Below are 20428 nucleotides of genomic sequence, written 5' to 3' on the forward strand. Positions count from 1 at the left end.
CTGCAGTGCAGCACCGAGAGGAAATACAGAATGATCCGTAACGGAAGGCGCAAGATAGCGCTCACCGCTGTGGCGGGGGCATCCGTCCTCGCCCTGGGTTTGACGGCCTGTGGCGCAGGCGGCGGCGACGAGGGGAGCGGCGGCGACAGCGACCGGGCTCTTCGCGTGTGGGCCGGCAGCCAGACCCCCATCACCGCGAACTACAACCCGTTCGCCCCGACCGTGCTCCATGGTGCGCTCGGGCCGATCTTCGAGCCGCTGTTCTTCTTCAACAAGACGGCCGACGCCGAACCGGTCGGCCTGATCGGCGACTCGTTCGAGTACAACGAGGACGGCACGGCGATCACGATCACCATCAAGCCCGACCTCAAGTGGAGCGACGGAGAGCCGCTCACCGCGGCCGACGTCGCATTCTCCTTCTCGTACGAGGCCAATAACCCCGAGGGCAACGGCCTGGTCTCCGCCGAGGCGACCGATGACACCACGGTCGTGCTCACCTACACGACCGCGCAGTACACGACCGAGTTCCAGCGTCTGGGATCGACCTACATCCTTCCCGAGCACGTCTGGTCGGAGGTCGCCGACTTCGCGAACTTCGCCAACGAGGAGCCTGTCGGTTCCGGCGCCTACGTCGTCGACAAGACGACGAGCGAGTCCTACACGCTCGTCGCCAACGAGAACTTCCGCGACGCCGACGAGCTCGGAGTCAAGAAGGTCCAGTACATCGCGGTCGACAACAACCAGACCGCTCAGGACCTGCTCGCCGCGGGCAAGCTCGACTGGACGGGCATGTTCATCCCGAACCCCGACGACGTCACGGGCAACGGCGCGATCGACTGGATCAACACCCCGCAGGACCCGACGGTGCTCTACACCTGCTCGAACGCCGAGCTCGGCTGCACCGGTCCCCAGACGGATGTCGCGGTTCGCCAGGCGCTCAACGTCGCCATCGACCGTGCGGCGATCAAGGACAAGGCGTTCGTCGGTCTGACCGGAGACATCTCGCCCACCTTCGCTCTGCTTCCGCGTGATGAGAAGTGGGTCGCGGACTCCGCCAACGAGGTCAGCCCCCAGGAGGCCGACGCCGCGGAGGCGGGCGAGATCCTCGAGGCTGCCGGCTACACGAAGGACGGCGACTACTACGCGAAGGACGGCGTGCCGCTCGAGCTCAGCCTGATCTCGGTTGACGGCTGGACCGACTACAACGACGCCGCGAAGCTGATCGCCGAGCAGGCAGAGGCGGCCGGCATCAAGGTCACGGCATCCACGGTGCAGTGGCAGGAGTTCTCAGACGCCCGCCAGGGCGGCGACTTCCAGCTGATCGTCGGCGGTGTCATCGGCACGTCTGTGGCCGACCCGTTCCAGATCTACCGCGACTGGTTCGGCGGCACGGCGGTGGAGTCCACCAGCCCGGTCGGCGCCGAGGTGCCTGCCGGCCGCTGGAACTTCAGCCGGTACAGCAACCCCGTGGTCGACACCGCAATCCAGTCCGCTGTCAGCACGAACGACGAGACCGAGAAGAAGGAGCTGTACGCCACGATCCAGACCGAGATCGTGCGCGACCTGCCCTACATCCCGCTCGTGATCAACGCGACGCAGACCTTCTACAACACGAAGGACTTCACGGGCTGGCCGACGGAGGAGGACCTCTACGCCTTCCCGCCGTCCTGGGGAGCGATCGCGGCGGGCTACGTCCTGACGCAGCTCGAGCCGGTCAAGTAACGCAATGGGGTCGGGGGAGCAGGAAGCAAGGTCAGTGACATGAAGTTCTATGCACGAAGAATCGGGTTCTACGCGTTCACGCTGTGGGCTGCGATCTCACTCAACTTCCTGCTTCCCCGGCTCATGCCGGGGAACCCGGCGGACATCATGATCGCCAAGATGCAGCGTGCGGGCGGCGAGGTCTCCGAGACCACGATCCGCAACATCAAGCTGCTTCTCGGCGGCGATGACTCGTCCCTCTGGGAGCAGTACATCGCGTACTGGGGGCGGATGCTCCAGGGCGACCTGGGCATCTCCGTCACCAAGTTCCCCGCGCCGGTGAGCGAGCTGATCGGCCAGGCGCTGCCCTGGACGCTCATCCTCGTCGGCACGGTCACGGTGATCTCCTTCATCCTCGGCGTCGCGCTCGGTGCCTGGGCGGGGTGGAAGCGCGGTACCTGGGTCGACCACCTGATCCCGGCGACCACCGTGCTGCAGTCGATCCCGTACTTCTGGATGGCGCTGCTCCTCGTCTCGGTGTTCGCTGTCGGACTCGGCTGGTTCCCGATCTTCGGCGGCTATGACGTCTTCGAGTTCCCCGACGGCCCCGAACCGACCTGGGCGTTCTTCACGAATGCCCTCTCACACGCACTCCTACCCGCCATCACCATCGTCATCTCGTCGGTCGGCGGCTGGATGTTCGGAATGCGCAACATGATGGTGCAGACCATGGCCGAGGACTACGTGCTCACGGCCGAGGCGAAGGGACTCCGTCCGCGCCGCATCATGACCACCTATGCCGCCCGCAACGCCGCGATCCCCTCGATCGCGGGCTTCTCGATCACTCTCGGCTTCGTCGTGGCCGGATCGATCGTCATGGAGCAGGTGTTCACCTACCCGGGCATCGGCAAGCTGATGTTCCAGGCGGTCACGAACAACGACTACGCGCTGATGCAGGGGCTCTTCCTCGTCATCACCATCACGGTGCTCGCCGCCAACTTCATCATGGACCTCGTCTATGGCTTCATCGACCCGAGGGCTCGCCAGAATGTCTGACACCGAGAACGCAGTGCTGATCACGAAGGATCAGCCCACGACCCAGCCCGCGAGCACCATCTCGCTGGCGACCCAGCGGGGGCGCAAGCGCCGCCGGGTGCTCCCGATCACCTCGCCGAAGTTCGTCGTCGGCGCTGTCATCGTCCTGTCGATCGTGCTCTTCGCGATCATCGCGCCGATCTTCTCGCAGAATCCGCGGAGTACCGACAACCCGGCCCTGCTCCCTCCGTCGCCGGAGCACTGGCTCGGCACCACCAAGCTCGGCAACGACATGTTCGCCCAACTCGCGATCGGCGCTCAGGGTTCACTGCTGGTCGGCGTCGTCGCCGGCGGCATCGCGATCATCCTGTCCCTCCTCTTCGGGGTTCTCGCCGGATACCTCGGCGGATGGCGGGAGGATGCGCTCGCACTGCTGACCAACGTCATGATCGTGATTCCCGGACTGCCGCTGGTCATGGTGATCGCGTCGTTCGTCCCGGAGCGCAACTGGCAGCTCGTCGCCTTCGTGCTCGGAATCACGTCCTGGGCCGGCGCCGCCTATGTGCTGCGTCTGCAGACTCGATCGCTGCGCACCCGTGACTACGTCTACGCGTCGAAGGTCGCGGGGGAGAGGTCCTTCCGGGTCATCCTCGTCGAGATCATGCCGAACCTGCTGCCGCTGCTCACCGCGCAGTTCCTGTTCGCGATCATCTTCGCGATCCTCGGCGAGGCCGGTCTCTCGTACCTCGGTCTCGGCCCCACCTCATCGATCACCTGGGGGACCATCCTCAACGATGCGCAGTCGGGCCAGGCTCTCGGCCGAGGCGCGTGGTGGTGGTTCGTACCGCCGGGAGTGATGATCGCCCTGCTCGGTGCGGGACTCGCTCTCATCAACTTCGCGATCGACGAGGTCATCAACCCCAAGCTCCGCAACGCGCCGGATGCGGCTCGCCGTGTGCGCAAGGCGGCCAAGATGAAGGGACTCGCCGCATGAGCGCTCCGGACGCGGTTCTGACCGCACGCAACGTGTCGATCGAGTACGAGGTCGACCCGCCCGTCAAGGCGGTTCGCGATGTCTCGCTCACGCTCAACCGAGGAGAGATCCTGGGACTGGCCGGCGAATCGGGCTGCGGCAAGACGACGCTCGCCTACGGCATGAACCGGCTGCTCAAGGCGCCGGCGCTCATGACCGGCGGCGAGATCGTGTTCCACGATCGCGATGGCCACGACATCGACATCGTCGCCCTCGACGGAGACGGGCTGCGGGCGTTCCGCTGGGACAAGATCTCGATGGTGTTCCAGGGCGCGATGAACTCGCTCAACCCGGTGATCAGCGTCCGTGCGCAGATCTTCGACATCTTCGACACCCACCGACCGGGCATGTCCAAGAAGGACAAGCAGGCGAGGGCCGAAGAGCTCCTGACTCTCGTCGGCGTCGACCCGTCACGGCTCACGAGCTTCCCTCACGAGCTCTCGGGCGGCATGCGTCAGCGCATGATGATCGCGATGGCGCTGGCTCTGGATCCGCAGGTGATGATCATGGACGAGCCGACCACGGCGCTCGACGTCGTGGTGCAGCGCGGCATCATCCGCGAGATCATGCGGCTACGCGAGCGTCTCGGCTTCGCCGTCATCTTCATCACCCATGATCTGCCGATGCTGATCGAGATCAGCGACCGCATCGCCGTGATGCTGCAGGGGCAGATCGTCGAAGAGGGCACGGCCGAGGAGATCTACCGCACGCCGCAGCACGAGTACACCAAGAAGCTGCTGTCGAGCTTCCCGAGTCTGACCGGTGAGCGCGGCGACTTCGTCCGCACCGGCAACCAGCCCAGCCAGGAGGAGATCCGATGAGCGCTCACACCCTCGAGGCCCGCAACCTGGTGAAGGACTTCACTCTGCGATCAGGGCTGAAGACGTCGGTCCTGCACGCGGTCAAGGATGTGTCCTTCACCATCGAGGCGGGCAAGACGGTCGCCCTCGTCGGGGAGTCGGGCTCGGGCAAGTCGACGATCGCTCGGATGCTGATGAAGCTCGAGACGCCGACGAGCGGTCAGATCCTGCTCGACGGCACAGACTCGGGGATGCGCGGCCGCGCGGTCGAGGACTACCGCTCGCAGGTGCAGATGGTGTTCCAGGACCCGTTCGCCTCGCTGAACCCGTTCCACACGATCATCCATCACCTCGAGCGCCCGATCAGACTCCACCACCCGAAGCTCTCGAGCAAGCAGGTGCGTGAGCGCGCCATCGAGCTGCTCGAACGCGTGCGGCTGTCACCAGGCGAGAGCTTCGCGGAACGTCGTCCGCATGAACTGTCGGGTGGCCAACGACAGCGCGTGGCGATCGCGCGGGCGCTGGCGCCGGGAGCGCGGTTCATCGTCGCGGATGAGCCGGTCTCGATGCTCGACGTGTCGATCCGCTTGGGAGTGCTGAACCTGTTGGCCGATCTGCAGCGTGAGGAGAACCTCGGGGTGCTCTACATCACGCACGACCTTGCCACGGCCCGCCACTTCAGTGACGAGATCATGGTGCTGTACAAGGGCGATGTCGTCGAGCGCGGCCCCGCCGACGACGTCATCCTCAACCCGCAGCACGAGTACACGAAGACGCTTCTGGGCGCCGCGCCCGAACCCGAGAATCTCGGGCGCCTGCGCGACGAGGTCAGGGCCGAACTGGCAGGCCGCTGACGGCATTCTCGCCCTGTGCTCTCCTGTCGCCGTCCGGTCGACGGTCGCAGGAGAGCGCGGCCTTCTGAGGCCTGTGCGGATGGCATCGACCCGCTAGACTGAGGCCACAACTGAAGACAGGCCGAATGACCCACGCGGGAGAGCCCCGGCGAACGCAGCCGGGCACCGAAGGAGCAAGCCTCCCCGCCAATCTCTCAGGTACGCGTACCGCGCGGTTCCGGCCACTCTGAAAAGCGATTTCGAGCGAAGCAAGAAGTCGGGTTGAGCGAGGGCGTCCCCGCCCGAGCCGAAACCCTGGTGAGACGAGTTCCGCGAGTCTCCACCTCTTCTTCCTCGCTCACGTGATCCGCCGACGGTGAAAGCCCAGTCTCTGGGCGAAGCTCTCAGGCCCATGACAGAGGGGGAGTTCCCAGGAGCAGCGTCGTCGCTGTTCCACCCGACCCAGCCCGGGAGAACTCCATGTCCGACCCTCGCTACACCCCTCTGCGTGATCGCCACGAGGCGCTCGGCGCATCGTTCACCGACTTCGGCGGATGGCAGATGCCGGTGCGATACACGTCCGATCTCGCCGAGCACCATGCCGTGCGGCAGGCCGCAGGCATCTTCGACATCTCCCACATGGCGGAGTTCCTCGTCACCGGCGACTTCGCCGGCGACTTCCTCGACTATTCGCTCGCCGGCCGACTCTCGGCGATGGCGGTGGGCAAGGCGAAGTACTCGCTGATGCTGGCCGAGGACGGCGGGATCATCGACGACGTCATCGTCTACCGGCTCGCCGAAGACCGCTTCCTGGTGATCGCGAACGCGGGAAACCGTGGGTTCGTCGACTCGGCGTTCGCCTCACGAGTGCGCTCGTTCCCGTCGAGGATCGAGCGCGAGATGCCCGCCCGTGCCCAGGGCGAAGACCGCAGCTTCGCGGGGTTCATCGGAGACAGAGGAGTCGACGTCGAGGACGTCTCCGACGAGTACGCGCTGCTCGCTGTGCAGGGCCCGGCTTCTGAGGCGATCGTCTCGTCCACGACGGGCATCACCGACCTCGGCACGCCGTGGGCCGAGCAGAAGTACTACGCGTGGGCCGACGCGACGTTCCTCGGTGCGCCGCTGCTCCTGGCCCGCACCGGGTACACCGGCGAAGACGGCTTCGAACTGCTCGTGCGAGTCGCCGATGCTCCCGCTCTGTGGGACGCACTCGCAGAGGCGGGCCAGGAGCACGGGCTCGTCCCCGCGGGTCTCGCGGCGCGCGACACTCTCCGCCTCGAAGCCGGCATGCCGCTGTACGGCCACGAGCTCTCGCGTGAGACGAAACCGTCGCAGGCAGGTCTCGGGCGAGTGGTGGTCTCCGACAAAGACGACTTCATCGGCAAGGGATCGGTGGATGCCGCATCCGATGCTCCCGTGCTGGTCGGTCTCGTCGCCGAGGGGAAGCGCGCCGGACGCGCAGGCTACTCGGTGGTCGACGCAGACGGTGTCGTCCTGGGCGAGATCACGAGTGGCGCCCTGAGCCCGACACTCGGTCATCCGATCGCGATGGCCTACGTCACCCCTTCTTCCGCTGCGGCGGGAACCGCAGTATTCCTTGATGTGCGGGGAACCAGGATCCCCGCGACCGTGACCGCCCTGCCTTTCTATCGGAGGACCAAATGACTGATCTCAACGCACTCAGCTATACCGACGAGCACGAGTGGATCGCCGCTGACGGCGATGCCGTGACCATCGGCATCACCGACTACGCGGCCGACAAGCTCGGCGATGTCGTCTTCGTCGAGCTCCCGGCCGTCGGCACCGACGTCACCGCAGGTTCGGTCGTGGGGGAGATCGAGTCGACCAAGTCGGTCGGCGAGCTCTACGCCCCCGTCACGGGCACGGTCGTCGAGATCAACGACGCCGTCGTCGACGACCCCTCGCTCGTGAACGCCGAGCCGTTCGCCGGAGGCTGGCTCATCAAGGTCTCCGTCGGCGCCGGTGCGCTCGACGGCCTGATGGACCGCGACGCGTACGTCGCTCTCACGGAGGGCTGATCGACCAGTGGTCTCTTTCGCCGATCGTCACATCGGAACCACCGCTGCCGCCCAGCGTCAGATGCTCGATGCCCTGGGCGTCGAGTCGGGGCTCCAGGACTGGAGCCCTGTCGAGGCGCTGATGCGCCAGGCCGTGCCCGCCTCGATCTTCACCCCCGCCTCCGCGGACTCGATCATCCCGCGCGCTGCGAGCGAGACCGAGGCGCTCGCCGAGCTGCGGGCGCTCGCGTCGCGCAACACGGTGAACCGTCCGATGATCGGCCTGGGCTACTACGGCACGGTCACCCCTCAGGTGATCCAGCGCAACGTGCTCGAGAACCCCTCCTGGTACACCGCCTACACGCCGTACCAGCCCGAGATCTCGCAGGGTCGCCTCGAGGCGCTGATCAACTTCCAGACCATGGTCGCAGAGCTCACCGGTCTGACGACGGCGAACGCGTCGATGCTCGATGAATCCACGGCCGTCGTCGAGGGGATGCTGCTGGCACGCCGTGCGTCGAAGAAGGCGTCGAATGTCTTCGCCGTCGACGCGGATGCGTTCCCGCAGACGAAGGCGCTGCTCGAGACCCGTGCAGAAGCAGTGGGCATCGAGCTGGTGTCGGTCGACTTCGCCGCCGGTGAGGAGCTTCCCTCCGAGCTGTTCGGCGTGTTCATCCAGTACCCCGGGGCTTCCGGGCGGGTCTGGAACCCGAGCGCCGTGATCGATGCCGCGCACCTCGCAGGCGGGCTCGCCGTCGTCGCGGCCGACCTGCTCGCGCTCACACTGATCGCCTCGCCCGGCTCGCTCGGCGCCGACGTCGCGGTCGGGACCACGCAGCGCTTCGGCGTGCCCATCGGCTTCGGCGGTCCGCACGCAGGCTACATGGCCGTGCGCGCAGGACTCGAGCGGCAGCTGCCGGGGCGCCTCGTCGGCGTCTCGGTCGATGCAGACGGCAAGCCGGCCTACCGGCTGTCTCTGCAGACCCGCGAGCAGCACATTCGCCGCGAGAAGGCGACCAGCAACATCTGCACCGCTCAGGTGCTGCTCGCCGTGATGGCTTCGATGTACGCGGTCTATCACGGGCCCGATGGCCTGAAGGCGATCGCCCGGGAGGTCGCGGCGAAGACCGCGATGCTGCGCGACTGGCTCGCCGACGCGGGCGCTGACATCGTCCACGACTCGTTCTTCGACACCATCCAGGTGCGGGTTCCGGGGCGCGCGCCGGAGTACGCGGAGCAGGCGCACCACGGTTTCGGCATCCTGCTGCACGCCGCCGACGCCGACACGATCGGCATCTCGGTCGACGAGACCACGACAGTCGCCGAGCTCCACCAGGTGGCACAGGTGTTCGGCGGTACTCGGGAACGGGCGTTCGGGTTCTTCGGCTCAGGGTCTCAGGGCGGCCTTCCCGGCGACCTGCTGCGTCAGGACGAGTACCTCACGCACCCCGTCTTCCACGCGCACCGCAGCGAGACGGCGATGATGCGCTACCTCAAGAGCCTTGCCGACCGCGACTACGCGCTCGACCGCGGCATGATCCCGCTCGGGTCGTGCACGATGAAGCTCAACGCCGCGACCGAGATGGCATCGATCACCTGGCCTGAGTTCGCGGGCATCCACCCGTTCGCACCGGCATCCGATGTCGAGGGGTATCTCGACATGATCACGCAGCTCGAGGCATGGCTCGCCGAGGTCACCGGATACGATGCCGTCTCCCTGCAGCCGAACGCGGGTTCGCAGGGTGAGCTCGCCGGCCTGCTCGCGATCCGCGGCTACCACCTCGCGAACGGCGACACGCAGCGCACCGTGTGCCTGATCCCGTCGTCCGCGCACGGCACGAACGCGGCCTCCGCGGTGCTCGCCGGCATGAAGGTCGTCGTCGTGGCGTGCGACGAGCTCGGCAACGTCGACCTCGACGATCTGCGGGCGAAGATCGCGGCGCACGCCGACGAGCTGTCCGCGCTGATGATCACCTACCCGTCCACGCACGGTGTGTACGAGCAGGACGTGGTCGAGATCACCACCGCGGTGCACGATGCGGGCGGACAGGTGTACGTCGACGGCGCCAACCTCAACGCGCTGCTCGGGTACGCCCGCTTCGGCGACCTGGGCGGCGATGTCTCGCACCTCAACCTGCACAAGACGTTCGCGATCCCGCACGGTGGCGGTGGCCCCGGCGTGGGTCCCGTCGCGGCGAAGGCGCACCTCGCTCCGTACCTGCCGTCGCACCCTCTCGCACAGCGGGCGGAGCACGCGGGCGGATACGTCTTCGAGGGCGGCGCCGTATCCGCGGCGCCCTACGGATCGGCCGGCATCCTTCCGATCTCCTGGTCGTACGTGCGCATGATGGGGGCCGACGGCCTCCGACACGCCACTGCCGCCGCCGTCCTGTCGGCGAACTACATCGCCGCGCGCCTCGGTGAGCACTACCCGGTGCTGTACGCGGGTGAGGACGGCCGCGTCGCGCACGAGTGCATCCTCGACCTGCGTCCGCTCAAAGAGGCGACCGGGATCACCGTCGATGACGTCGCCAAGCGCCTCATCGACTACGGCTTCCACGCGCCGACCATGTCGTTCCCCGTCGCGGGAACGCTCATGGTCGAGCCCACGGAGTCCGAGGACCTCGGCGAGATCGAGCGGTTCATCGAGGCGATGATCATGATCAAGGCTGAGGCGGATGCCGTCGCCGCCGGGCGCTGGCCTGCCGACGACAACCCGCTGGTACACGCACCGCACACCGCGGTCTCGCTGATCGCGGGGGAGTGGAACCACGCCTACACCCGCGAGGACGCCGCCTATCCGGTGCACGCCCTGGTCGCAGGCAAGTATTGGCCGCCGGTGCGCCGCATCGATCAGGCCTACGGCGACCGCAACCTCGTGTGCGCCTGCCCGCCGATCGAGGCTTTCGCCTGAACGAACGATCGCCCTGAAGCGGCGCCGGGTCCGAAAGGACGCGGCGCCGCTTCTCGTTTCCGTGCATTTCCGCGTGTTTCGGGGATGTTTCAGTTGGTCACCACTCAGTAACGGTTCATTAGCCGAGTGCGGCGTGCCCTGAATCGCGGGTTACAGTCAACTATCCCTACGCGTTCGACGATGAGCGCGCAGTCTGATGAATACCCGTCCACAGGAGGACACAAAGTGAAGCGCAACAAGATCGCCCTTGCGGGCACCGCGTTGTTCGCGATCGGCGCCCTGGCGCTCGCGGGCTGCGCGAGCGGTGGAAGCGGCAACGACGGCGGCGACGCCGGCAGCGATGTCAACGCCGATGCCATCATCACGACGAACGGCTCGGAGCCCGAGAACCCGCTGATCCCCACCAACACCAACGAGGTGGGCGGCGGAAAGATCCTCGACGAGATCTTCGCAGGCCTGATCTACTACGACGCAGACGGCAAGCCGGTCAACGACATGGCTGAAGAGATCACGACCGAGGACCCGCAGAACCTCACCGTGAAGCTCAAGGAGGGCATGACCTTCACCGATGGTGAAGAGGTCACCGCCGACAACTTCATCAAGGCATGGAACGAGGGTGCAAAACTCTCGAACGCCCACTACTCCAGCTACTTCTTCGAGGACATCGAGGGCTTCAGCTACGAGACGGACTCCGAGCTCACCGGCCTCAAGCAGGTCGATGACTACACCTTCACGATCGCGCTGAACAAGCCGGCTTCCGACTTCGCTCTGCGTCTCGGGTACTCCGCTTACTACCCGCTGCCCGATGTCGCCTTCGAGGACATGGAGGCGTTCGGACAGAACCCGATCGGCAACGGTCCGTACATGATCGACGGCGAAGACGCGTGGCAGCACGATGTGCAGATCGACCTCGTCCGCAACGACGACTACGAGGGCGGACGCCAGGCGAAGAACGGTGGTCTGACCATCAAGTTCTACGCCACGCAGGAAGCGGCATACGCCGACCTGCTCTCGAACGAGGTCGACGTCATCGACGCGATCCCGACGAACTCGCTCGCGGTCTTCACCGACGAGCTCGGCGACCGCGCTGTGAACCAGCCGTCCGCCGTGTTCCAGTCGTTCACCATCGGTCAGTTCCTCCCGCACTTCAGCGGCGAAGAGGGCCAGCTGCGTCGTCAGGCGCTGTCGATGGCGATCAACCGCGAAGAGATCACCGAGACGATCTTCTCCGGCTCGCGCACCCCTGCCTCCGACTTCACCTCGCCGGTCATCGACGGCTGGTCGGACTCGGTTCCCGGCAGCGAGGTCCTCGACTACGACCCCGAGAAGGCGAAGGAGCTGTGGGCTGAGGCCGACGCCATCGCCCCGTGGGACGGCGAGTTCAAGATCGCCTACAACGCTGACGGCGGGCACGACGCCTGGGTCGACGCGGTGAGCAACAGCATCAAGAACACGCTGGGCATCGAGGCTTCGGGTGACCCGTACCCGACCTTCCAGGACCTGCGCACCAAGGTGAACGATCGTACGATCACCACCGCAGCGCGTTCGGGATGGCAGGCCGACTACCCCGGTCTGTACAACTTCCTCGGACCGCTCTACGCGACCGGTGCCGGATCCAACGACGGTGACTACTCGAACCCCGAGTTCGACGACCTCATCAAGGCCGGCATCAGCAACCCGGACGCCGACGCGCAGATCGAGGACTTCACCAAGGCGCAGGAGATCCTGTTCCAGGACCTGCCCGCGATCCCGCTGTGGTACTCGAACGTGACCGGTGGCTTCAGCGAGAACGTCGACAATGTCACGTTCGGCTGGAACTCGGTTCCGCTGTACTACGAGATCACGAAGGCCGGCGAGTAAAGTCTGACGGCACTTCACCTGTGAGGCGGTGACGATTCTTCGTCACCGCCTCACAGGCTGTGTTCGCCTCACTTTCTTTCCCCTCAAAGAAGGGACAAGCGGATGCTCGGTTACATTCTGAGACGTCTTCTGCAGGTGATCCCGGTCTTCTTCGGAGCCACCCTGCTCATTTACTTCCTGGTGTTCGCCATGCCAGGCGACCCGATCCTCGCGCTGTTCGGCGACAAGACCCCGAACGCTGCGGTTCTCGAGCAACTGCGAGAGCAGTACCACCTGAACGACCCGTTCATCGTGCAGTACTGGTACTACATCACCGGTGTGTTCCAGGGCGACCTGGGCACCACCTACTCAGGTCGGCCCGTGTCCGACGTGCTCGCCGCGACGCTTCCCGTCACGGGACGCCTCGCCGTTATGGCGATCGCGATCGAGTTCGTCCTGGCGATCATCATCGGCACGATCTCCGCACTGCGCAAGGGCAAGCTGTTCGACAACGTGTCGCTCGTCGTCGCACTCGTCGCGATCGCGATCCCGATCTTCGTCGTCGCGTTCCTCGCCCAGTACTTCCTGGCGATCCAACTCGGATGGTTCAAGCCGACCGTGGGAGCAGACAACGACTGGGGCGGCCTGTGGCTCCCGGCGATCGTGCTCGGCTTCAGCCTGTATGCCGTCAGCATGCGCCTCATGCGCAGCTCCGTCATCGACACGCTCAACCAGGATTGGGTGCGCACCGCTTACAGCAAGGGCCTGTCGCGCAACCGCGTGCTACCCGTGCACGTGCTCCGCAACTCGCTGATCCCCGTGATCACGAACTCGGCGACGAACTTCGGTGTCCTGCTCGTAGGTGCGACCGTGACCGAGGGCATCTTCAACGTCCCCGGAGTCGGAAACACCCTGTTCCAGGCGATCCAGCGCGGCGAGGGGCCCACGGTCGTCTCGTTCGTCACGGTGTTCGTCATCCTGTACGTGTTGGTGAACCTTCTCATCGACCTGCTCTACGGTCTGCTCGACCCGAGGATTCGCTATGCCTGATCCCACTTCTCAGAAGCACTACGTCGCCCCGGTCGAGACAGAGTCGATCGCAGTCGATGCCATCCGCATCTCCGACAAGCCCAGCAACCTGTGGCGAGACGCCTGGTTCGACTTGCGTCGTCGTCCGCTGTTCTGGTTCTCGGTCGCGCTCGCGGTCTTCTTCCTGGTGATGGCCCTGTGGCCGACCCTGTTCACCTCGACGCTCCCGAACGACGACTGCCAGCTGTCCAACAGCAACGGTGGCCCGACCGAGGGGCATCCCCTTGGGTTCACCTTCCAGGGCTGCGACATCTACGCACGCATCGTCTGGGGATCCCAGACGTCGCTCGCGGTCGGTCTGATCGCCACGGTGATCTCGTCGCTCCTCGGCCTCATCATGGGTGCCCTCGCGGGCTTCTACGGCGGATGGCTCGACGGCCTGCTGTCGCGTATCGGCGACATCTTCTTCGCGATCCCGTACATCCTCGCGGCTGTGGTCGTGATGACGGTGTTCCGGGATGCTCGTTCCGTATGGACCCTCGCATTCGCGATCGGCGCGTTCGCCTGGGCATCCACAGCCCGAGTCGTGCGAGCCGAAGTGCTTCGTGTGCGCCAGGCCGACTTCGTGATGGCGTCGCAGGCTCTCGGCCAGTCGAAGTTCAAGATCCTGTTGAATCACGTCGTCCCGAACGCCATCGCACCGCTGCTCGTCGTGTCCACCCTCGGTCTCGCCGCGGCGATCGTCGCAGAGGCGACCCTGTCGTTCCTCGGTGTCGGTCTCGGCAGCGACGTAATGTCGTGGGGCAACGACATCGCCAAGGCCCAGGCCTCCCTGCGCGTCGCCCCGATGGCGCTCATCTATCCGTCGATCGCGCTCACCCTCGCGGTGCTGGCGTTCGTCACCCTGGGCGAGCTCATCCGAGACGCCCTCGACCCGAAGGCGAGGGCACGCCGATGAGCGAGCGAATCACCGAACAGGTCCCGCTGCTGAGCATTCGCGACCTCACGGTCGCGTTCCGTACGCAGGAAGGCCTGCGCGAAGTCCTCCACGGAGTCAGCTTCGACATCTTGCCGGGCGAGACCGTCGCGATCGTTGGCGAGTCGGGCTCGGGCAAGTCCACGACGGCCACGGCCATCGTGAACCTGCTTCCCGGCACCGGTCAGGTCACCGCAGGTTCGATCACCCTCGAGGGGCGCGAGCTCACGACACTCAACCGTCGCGAGATCGAGGCCGTGCGCGGTCGGGACATCGGCTTCGTGCCGCAGGACCCGATGTCGAACCTCAACCCTGTCTGGAGCATCGGCTTCCAGGTCAAGGAGGCGATCCGTGCGAACGGCATCGCCCAGGGGCGCGACGCCGCCAAAGCGCGCACCGTCGAGGTGCTGCAGCAGGCGGGCCTGGCTGACGCCGAGAAGCGTCTGCACCAGTTCCCGCACCAGTTCTCTGGTGGCATGCGTCAGCGCGCGCTGATCGGGATGGGCCTCGCGGCCGACCCCAAGCTGCTCATCGCCGACGAGCCGACCTCGGCTCTCGACGTGACGGTGCAGCGCGTGATCCTCGATCACATGGCCTCGCTCACCCGCGACAAGGGCACGTCGGTGCTGCTGATCACGCACGACCTGGGCCTCGCGGCCGAGCGTGCCGACAAGATCATCGTGATGAACGGCGGCAACATCGTCGAGGCCGGTCCGAGCCGCGAGATCCTCGAGAATCCGCAGCATCCGTACACGAAGCGTCTCGTCGCTGCGGCGCCCAGCGTCGCATCGCAGCGCATCCAGGCGGTGGCAGAGGACCGGGGCATCGAGACTCTCGACGACCTCGCTGACATCCCGCCGACGGTGCGTGTGGCGGGACTGACCAAGGATTACAAGATCCGCCAGGGAAACTTCCGCAGCGAAGCGTTCCGTGCGGTCGACAACGTGTCTTTCGAGATCCCTCGCGGCAAGACCCTCGCCCTTGTCGGCGAGTCGGGTTCGGGCAAGTCCACCGTTGCGAAGATGGTGCTGAAGCTCGAGGAGCCGACCAGCGGAACCATCGAGATCGACGGCCAGGATGTGTCGAAGCTCTCGAACGCTCAGGCGTTCGGTCTTCGTAGGCGCATGCAGCCGGTGTTCCAGGACCCGTACGGATCGCTCGATCCGCTGCGCAACATCGGCAACACGATCGCCGAGCCCCTTCAGATTCACGGTGTGGGCGACAGCGCGTCGCGGCGCGAACGCGTCGAGGAGCTGCTGGACCAGGTCTCGCTTCCTCGCGTGCTCGCCACCCGGTATCCGAACGAGCTCTCGGGTGGACAGCGCCAGCGCGTCGCGATCGCGCGTGCACTGGCACTGAAGCCCGACATCATCGTGCTCGACGAGGCCGTCTCGGCGCTCGACGTGCTGGTGCAGGACCAAGTGCTGCAGCTGCTCGCCGAACTGCAGTCCGAGCTCGGGCTCACGTATCTGTTCATCACGCACGACCTCGCCGTCGTCCGCGTGTCGAGCGACCTCGTGTGCGTCATGGAGAAGGGGAAGATCGTCGAGCAGGGCACTGTCGACGAGATCTTCGCCAACCCGCAGCAGGAGTACACCGATCGCCTGCTGAAGGCGATCCCGGGTGCATCGATCACCCTCGGCGGTCACTGAGAGTGAGCACCGAACCTCGACCGGAGGCCGCACGGACATTCCGTGCGGCCTCCGGGTCTGTCTCCCTCGTCTTCTGCTCGCTGCTGGCGATCTTCCTGCTCGGCGATGCCGCGGTGCGCGCCGGCTGGGGGCAGATGCTCCTGCTCGCCCCCTGGGTGCTGCTCGGACTCTGGGTCGTCTACGAGATCGCCTTCGTCTCCGTCGTGCGCGTCGACGGCGATGGGGCCATGGTGCAGAACATGCTGCGCCGCACGTCGTTCGGATGGAGCCGCGTCCGCGACATCGACCTGCGCTGGCAGCTCGTCTTCTCGCTCGAGGACGGCTCGGATGTCTCGAGCTATGGGGGACCGGCGCGAGCGCGTCCGATTCGGCGCCAGGTGCGCGAGGACGACGAGGCCAAAGCGCCCGCCGGACTCCGAGAGCTCACCGAGATCCGTGATCGCTGGCAGGTGGCTCCGTCGACCGCGGATGCTCCTATCCGTCGCACCTGGGACTCTCAGGCGCTCATCACGCTGGGCGTCATCGTGCTCGCGGCCGTGGCGTCGATCGTCATCGCGAACGCCTGATCGCGCGGAACGCCGTCAGCTGGGAAGCCCGAACAGCATCGGCCAGGTCGCCGCCGCCCAGGGGTAGCCGACGAACACCGTCGCGTCGATCAGGAAGTGCGCGACGAGGAAAGGCATGAGTCGACCGCTGCGTTGGAAGAGCCAGCCGAACAGCAGGCCCATCGCAAGGTTTCCGATGAACGCTCCCGGCCCCTGGTAGAGGTGGTAGCTCGCGCGCAGCACGGACGTGGTGAGGATGATCGCCCACGGCCCCCAGCCCAGCTGCCGGAGTCGGGCGAAGAGATAGCCGAGCACGACGAACTCCTCCTGCAGCGATGCGCGGGCGGCCGCGAGCAGAAGGACGGGGATCGTCCACCAGTGCGTGTCGAGCCCTGCGGGGTTGACTGCGACGAAGAGTCCGAGGGCGCGCCCGGCGAGGTACAGACCGAGACCGGGGATGCCGATGGCCGCGACCAGAAGGATCCCGCGACCGACATCCGGTCCGACCCGGGTGCCGTCGAGACCCAGCCTGCCCAGATGCGGTCTGTGCGGCTGCCACAGCAGGAAGCAGACGAGCAGCACCGGGACGAGGGAGAAACCGATCGACAGGACCTGGTAGATCAGGTCGAAGACCTCGCGGTCGCTCCGGGGCGGATTGAGGGTCGCGGTCTGGTCGGCAAGCGGCGTCTCGTCGGTGAGTCGATAGGCCAGCTGAACGATCGCGTAGACCGCGGACTGACCGAGACCGAGTGCGAGGACGATCGCGATCTCCCACCACAGGCGACTGCGAGAAGGGGCAGGAGAGAGGTCGACGGCGGTCACGTTCTTGATCGTACTTCGAGCGCTCAGGAACGACTCACCCGCATACGATAGTCTGGAACGTCGGCTTCTCGGCAAAACCCCACACTCTTTAGGACATCTGCATGGCGCACGCCCTTCGCTCTGACCTCCGCAACGTCGCAATCGTCGCGCACGTCGACCACGGCAAGACCACTCTCGTCGACGCCATGCTGCGTCAGACGGGCTCCTTCGGTGAACACGCCCACGTCGATGAGCGCGCCATGGACTCGAACGATCTCGAGCGTGAGAAGGGCATCACGATCCTCGCCAAGAACACGGCGATCACCTACAAGGGCAAGCACGCTCAGGGCAAGGAGATCACGATCAACGTGATCGACACCCCCGGCCACGCCGACTTCGGCGGCGAGGTCGAGCGCGGCCTGTCGATGGTCGACGGTGTCGTTCTGCTCGTCGACGCCAGCGAGGGCCCGCTCCCGCAGACGCGCTTCGTGCTGCGCAAGGCTCTCGAGTCCAAGCTGCCCGTCATCCTCCTGGTCAACAAGACCGACCGGCCGGACGCTCGCATCGCCGAGGTCGAGGAAGAGGCCCACGACCTGCTGCTGGGCCTCGCGTCCGACCTCGTCGACGATGTGCCCGACCTCGACGTCGACGCTCTGCTCGACGTGCCGGTGGTCTACGCGTCCGGTCGTGCCGGCGCGGCATCGCAGAACCGTCCCGCCGACGGCTCGCTGCCCGACAACGACGACCTCGAGCCGCTCTTCGAGGCGATCCTCGAGCACGTCCCCGCTCCGGCGTACGACGATGAGGCGCCTCTGCAGGCTTGGGTCACGAACCTCGACTCCAGCCCGTTCCTCGGTCGCCTCGCCCTGCTGCGCGTCTTCAACGGCACGCTCAAGAAGGGCCAGACCGTGGCCTGGGTCCGTGCTGACGGCACGCACCAGAACGCGCGTATCACCGAGCTGCTCAAGACGCGTGCGCTCGAGCGCTACCCCGCCGAGTCCGCCGGCCCCGGCGACATCGTCGCCATCGCCGGCTTCGAGAACATCACGATCGGTGAGACCATCGCCGACCCCGAGGATGTCCGCCCGCTTCCCGCGATCACGGTCGACGACCCCGCCATCTCGATGACGATCGGCACGAACACCTCGCCCCTCATGGGCAAGGTCAAGGGGCACAAGCTCACCGCTCGAATGGTCAAGGACCGTCTCGACAAGGAGCTGATCGGTAACGTCTCGCTCAAGGTGGTCGACATCGGACGCCCCGACGCCTGGGAGGTTCAGGGTCGCGGTGAGCTGGCTCTCGCCATCCTGGTCGAGAACATGCGTCGCGAGGGCTTCGAGCTCACCGTCGGCAAGCCGCAGGTGGTCACCAAGAAGATCGACGGCAAGACCTACGAGCCGTTCGAGCACCTCACGATCGACACGCCTGAAGAGCACCTCGGTGCCATCACGCAGCTTCTGGCGAACCGCAAGGGCCGCATGGAGAACATGACGAACCACGGCACCGGCTGGGTACGCATGGAATTCATCGTCCCGTCCCGTGGCCTCATCGGCTTCCGCAGCGAGTTCCTCACCACGACCCGCGGCACCGGAATCGCCAACGCGATCTCGCACGGCTACGAGCCGTGGGCAGGCTCGATCACGACCCGCCAGAACGGCTCGATCGTGGCCGACCGTCAGGGCGTCGTGACTCCGTTCGCGATGATCGCTCTGCAGGAGCGCATGTCGTTCTTCGTGCAGCCCACTCAGGAGGTCTACGAGGGCATGGTCATCGGCGAGAACTCGCGCGCCGACGACATGGACGTCAACATCACGAAGGAGAAGAAGCTCACCAACATGCGTGCGGCGAGCTCCGACACCTTCGAGTCGATGACCCCTCCGCGTCAGCTCACCCTCGAGGAGAGCCTCGAGTTCGCTCGTGACGACGAATGCGTCGAGGTCACTCCCGAGGTCGTCCGCATCCGCAAGGTCAACCTCGACGCCAACACGCGTGCGCGCGAGACGGCTCGCCTGAAGCGCCAGGACGCCAACGTCTGAGAATCGTCTTAGAAGAGGGGCCCTGTACCGCCGGAAACGGCAGTACAGGGCCCCTTTCTCACGAAACGTCCAGGCGCGCCGTTGCAGAATCGTTACCTTGCGCCTGGGGCAATTCTCCCGATGAGTGTCCTGTGACGGGCGTACGACGACCCGAAAGTCGAACCCATGCTTCAGAACACCCGTGCGCTTCGGCGCGCCCACGCCGCGGCATCAGCTCGCAACGCGATCACGGCACGTCGCCCCACACTGATCCTCGGAACGATCGCGGGAGGTGTGCTCGGCATCGCACTCACCGTCGGCCTGGTGTCTGCTCCCGCCGCGGGTGCCGAGGTCCCCGACGCCGTCGCCGACGTCGCGTCCTTCGTCACCGGTGAGCCCGAGACGCTGGCGAAGAGCGCCGACGACTCGGCGCTCATCATGGTCGCCGCTCAGGATGCCGTCGCTGCGGCTGAAGCGCTGAACGCCGAGGCGGCGGCATCGGGACTCGACTTCGGCACCGCGCCCTCTTCGGTCGACACCGCCGACGTCACCGCCTGGGTCGGTCAGCTCGCCGACCGCGCTGAGTTCTCGAACAGGGAGCTCTCGAGCCTCACGGCTTATGCGGTCACCGGGACGGATGAGATCGTTGCTGAGACCGCCGCCCTGCAGGAGTCGTACGTGGCGGCTCAGCAGGCGAAGGCGGCTGCGGATGCCGCTGCGGAGCAGGCTGCGGCCGAAGCCGCAGCACTCGCGCAGACGAACACCGTCGATGGCGCGAAGGCCACGGCCCGCGACATCGCGGCGAGCCAGTACGGATGGGGTGACGACCAGTTCTCCTGCCTGGAATCGCTCTGGACCAAGGAGTCCGGTTGGAACTACCAGGCGTACAACGCCTCGGGTGGCGCGACGGGGATCCCGCAGGCTCTGCCCGGAAGCAAGATGGCAGCCGCCGGATCCGACTGGCAGACCAACGCGGCCACGCAGATCCGCTGGGGTCTCGGGTACATCTCATCGGTGTACGGCACCCCGTGCAGCGCCTGGGGGCACTCGCAGTCCGTGAACTGGTACTGAGTCGCCGCGCGGCTGATCCCTTCCCACCGAGACCCACCCCGCATGCGTGCGGCGGTGGGTCTCGACGTCTCCGGGCGCGCATCGGGACTGGCACTGCGTGCTCTAGGCAGCGCGGCGCATTGCCACTACGGTGATCGGTGACGGCTGGGGGGTCGTGAACTCGGAG

At 66.2% G+C, this 20428-nt stretch carries 16 protein-coding genes and 1 riboswitch; of the genes, 15 read left to right on the plus strand and 1 reads right to left on the minus strand.

Annotated elements, in window-relative coordinates; all coding sequences use genetic code 11:
- Positions 1-30 precede the first annotated feature (30 nt).
- The 13 genes from FIV50_RS05820 to FIV50_RS05880 all read left to right on the plus strand — a co-directional run bounded on the left by FIV50_RS05820 (position 31) and on the right by FIV50_RS05880 (position 16396).
- Positions 31-1722, plus strand: a complete 1692-nt coding sequence (locus tag FIV50_RS05820) for an ABC transporter substrate-binding protein (RefSeq protein WP_140036612.1) — start codon at positions 31-33, stop codon at positions 1720-1722.
- Positions 1723-1761: 39 nt separating this feature from the next.
- Entirely contained in the window at positions 1762-2757 is a 996-nt protein-coding gene (locus FIV50_RS05825; RefSeq protein WP_140036613.1) for an ABC transporter permease, read from the plus strand.
- The gene (locus FIV50_RS05830; protein WP_140036614.1) at positions 2750-3730 is read left to right on the plus strand and encodes an ABC transporter permease; all 981 of its coding nucleotides are present in this window, start codon (positions 2750-2752) and stop codon (positions 3728-3730) included. The genes FIV50_RS05825 and FIV50_RS05830 overlap by 8 nt, the downstream gene beginning before the upstream one ends.
- Positions 3727-4590, plus strand: coding sequence for an ABC transporter ATP-binding protein (locus FIV50_RS05835; RefSeq protein ID WP_140036615.1), 864 nt, complete (start codon positions 3727-3729; stop codon positions 4588-4590). The genes FIV50_RS05830 and FIV50_RS05835 overlap by 4 nt, the downstream gene beginning before the upstream one ends.
- A complete protein-coding gene (locus FIV50_RS05840; RefSeq protein WP_140036616.1) occupies positions 4587-5423 on the plus strand; it encodes an ABC transporter ATP-binding protein in 837 nt (278 codons plus the stop codon). The genes FIV50_RS05835 and FIV50_RS05840 overlap by 4 nt, the downstream gene beginning before the upstream one ends.
- 125 nt (positions 5424-5548) lie before the next feature.
- A riboswitch (glycine riboswitch) is annotated at positions 5549-5643 on the plus strand.
- Between the two features lie 239 nt (positions 5644-5882).
- Positions 5883-7067 (plus strand): glycine cleavage system aminomethyltransferase GcvT, encoded by a 1185-nt coding sequence (locus FIV50_RS05845; RefSeq protein WP_140036617.1) that lies wholly within the window; start codon positions 5883-5885, stop codon positions 7065-7067.
- Positions 7064-7441, plus strand: a complete 378-nt coding sequence (gene gcvH / locus FIV50_RS05850; RefSeq protein WP_140036618.1) for a glycine cleavage system protein GcvH — start codon at positions 7064-7066, stop codon at positions 7439-7441. The genes FIV50_RS05845 and gcvH overlap by 4 nt, the downstream gene beginning before the upstream one ends.
- Before the next feature lie 61 nt (positions 7442-7502).
- Positions 7503-10334, plus strand: coding sequence for an aminomethyl-transferring glycine dehydrogenase (gene gcvP / locus FIV50_RS05855; RefSeq protein ID WP_375137396.1), 2832 nt, complete (start codon positions 7503-7505; stop codon positions 10332-10334).
- A 225-nt stretch (positions 10335-10559) separates the two neighbouring features.
- Positions 10560-12194 (plus strand): peptide ABC transporter substrate-binding protein, encoded by a 1635-nt coding sequence (locus tag FIV50_RS05860; RefSeq protein WP_140036620.1) that lies wholly within the window; start codon positions 10560-10562, stop codon positions 12192-12194.
- A 102-nt stretch (positions 12195-12296) separates the two neighbouring features.
- Positions 12297-13223: an ABC transporter permease gene (locus FIV50_RS05865; protein ID WP_140036621.1), complete on the plus strand. Its 927-nt coding sequence runs from the start codon at positions 12297-12299 to the stop codon at positions 13221-13223.
- Positions 13216-14160: an ABC transporter permease gene (locus tag FIV50_RS05870; protein WP_140036622.1), complete on the plus strand. Its 945-nt coding sequence runs from the start codon at positions 13216-13218 to the stop codon at positions 14158-14160. Before FIV50_RS05865 ends, FIV50_RS05870 begins: the two co-directional genes overlap by 8 nt.
- The gene (locus FIV50_RS05875) at positions 14157-15830 is read left to right on the plus strand and encodes a dipeptide ABC transporter ATP-binding protein (RefSeq protein WP_140036623.1); all 1674 of its coding nucleotides are present in this window, start codon (positions 14157-14159) and stop codon (positions 15828-15830) included. The genes FIV50_RS05870 and FIV50_RS05875 overlap by 4 nt, the downstream gene beginning before the upstream one ends.
- Positions 15831-15832: 2 nt before the next feature.
- Positions 15833-16396 carry a PH domain-containing protein gene (locus FIV50_RS05880; RefSeq protein WP_140036624.1) on the plus strand — a complete coding sequence of 188 codons (564 nt, stop codon included), beginning with the start codon at positions 15833-15835 and terminating at the stop codon, positions 16394-16396.
- Between the two features lie 15 nt (positions 16397-16411).
- Here the strand turns inward: FIV50_RS05880 and FIV50_RS05885 are convergent, their stop codons facing one another.
- Positions 16412-17206: a CPBP family intramembrane glutamic endopeptidase gene (locus FIV50_RS05885; RefSeq protein ID WP_140038655.1), complete on the minus strand. Its 795-nt coding sequence runs from the start codon at positions 17204-17206 to the stop codon at positions 16412-16414.
- A 92-nt stretch (positions 17207-17298) separates the two neighbouring features.
- On the opposite strand from FIV50_RS05885, the gene typA reads away from it, so the two are divergent.
- Both typA and FIV50_RS05895 read left to right on the plus strand, forming a co-directional pair.
- Positions 17299-19212: a translational GTPase TypA gene (gene typA / locus FIV50_RS05890; protein ID WP_056508792.1), complete on the plus strand. Its 1914-nt coding sequence runs from the start codon at positions 17299-17301 to the stop codon at positions 19210-19212.
- A gap of 165 nt (positions 19213-19377) precedes the next feature.
- Positions 19378-20262 (plus strand): phospholipase, encoded by an 885-nt coding sequence (locus FIV50_RS05895; protein WP_140036625.1) that lies wholly within the window; start codon positions 19378-19380, stop codon positions 20260-20262.
- The last annotated feature ends 166 nt before the right edge of the window (positions 20263-20428 follow it).

Origin of the sequence: Microbacterium foliorum (assembly GCF_006385575.1) — a bacterium.
GTDB classification, from domain to species: Bacteria; Actinomycetota; Actinomycetes; order Actinomycetales; family Microbacteriaceae; genus Microbacterium; species Microbacterium foliorum_B.

Excerpts from the sequence above, each read along its gene's own strand:
- gcvP (WP_375137396.1), top strand. The coding sequence starts at position 7,503 with ATGCTCGATGCCCTGGGCGTCGAGTCGGGGCTCCAGGACTGGAGCCCT.
- FIV50_RS05825 (WP_140036613.1), top strand. The coding sequence starts at position 1,762 with ATGAAGTTCTATGCACGAAGAATCGGGTTCTACGCGTTCACGCTGTGG.
- FIV50_RS05830 (WP_140036614.1), top strand. The coding sequence starts at position 2,750 with ATGTCTGACACCGAGAACGCAGTGCTGATCACGAAGGATCAGCCCACG.
- FIV50_RS05820 (WP_140036612.1), top strand. The coding sequence starts at position 31 with ATGATCCGTAACGGAAGGCGCAAGATAGCGCTCACCGCTGTGGCGGGG.
- FIV50_RS05845 (WP_140036617.1), top strand. The coding sequence starts at position 5,883 with ATGTCCGACCCTCGCTACACCCCTCTGCGTGATCGCCACGAGGCGCTC.
- gcvH (WP_140036618.1), top strand. The coding sequence starts at position 7,064 with ATGACTGATCTCAACGCACTCAGCTATACCGACGAGCACGAGTGGATC.
- FIV50_RS05865 (WP_140036621.1), top strand. The coding sequence starts at position 12,297 with ATGCTCGGTTACATTCTGAGACGTCTTCTGCAGGTGATCCCGGTCTTC.
- FIV50_RS05895 (WP_140036625.1), top strand. The coding sequence starts at position 19,378 with ATGCTTCAGAACACCCGTGCGCTTCGGCGCGCCCACGCCGCGGCATCA.
- FIV50_RS05835 (WP_140036615.1), top strand. The coding sequence starts at position 3,727 with ATGAGCGCTCCGGACGCGGTTCTGACCGCACGCAACGTGTCGATCGAG.
- typA (WP_056508792.1), top strand. The coding sequence starts at position 17,299 with ATGGCGCACGCCCTTCGCTCTGACCTCCGCAACGTCGCAATCGTCGCG.
- FIV50_RS05840 (WP_140036616.1), top strand. The coding sequence starts at position 4,587 with ATGAGCGCTCACACCCTCGAGGCCCGCAACCTGGTGAAGGACTTCACT.
- FIV50_RS05870 (WP_140036622.1), top strand. The coding sequence starts at position 13,216 with ATGCCTGATCCCACTTCTCAGAAGCACTACGTCGCCCCGGTCGAGACA.
- FIV50_RS05875 (WP_140036623.1), top strand. The coding sequence starts at position 14,157 with ATGAGCGAGCGAATCACCGAACAGGTCCCGCTGCTGAGCATTCGCGAC.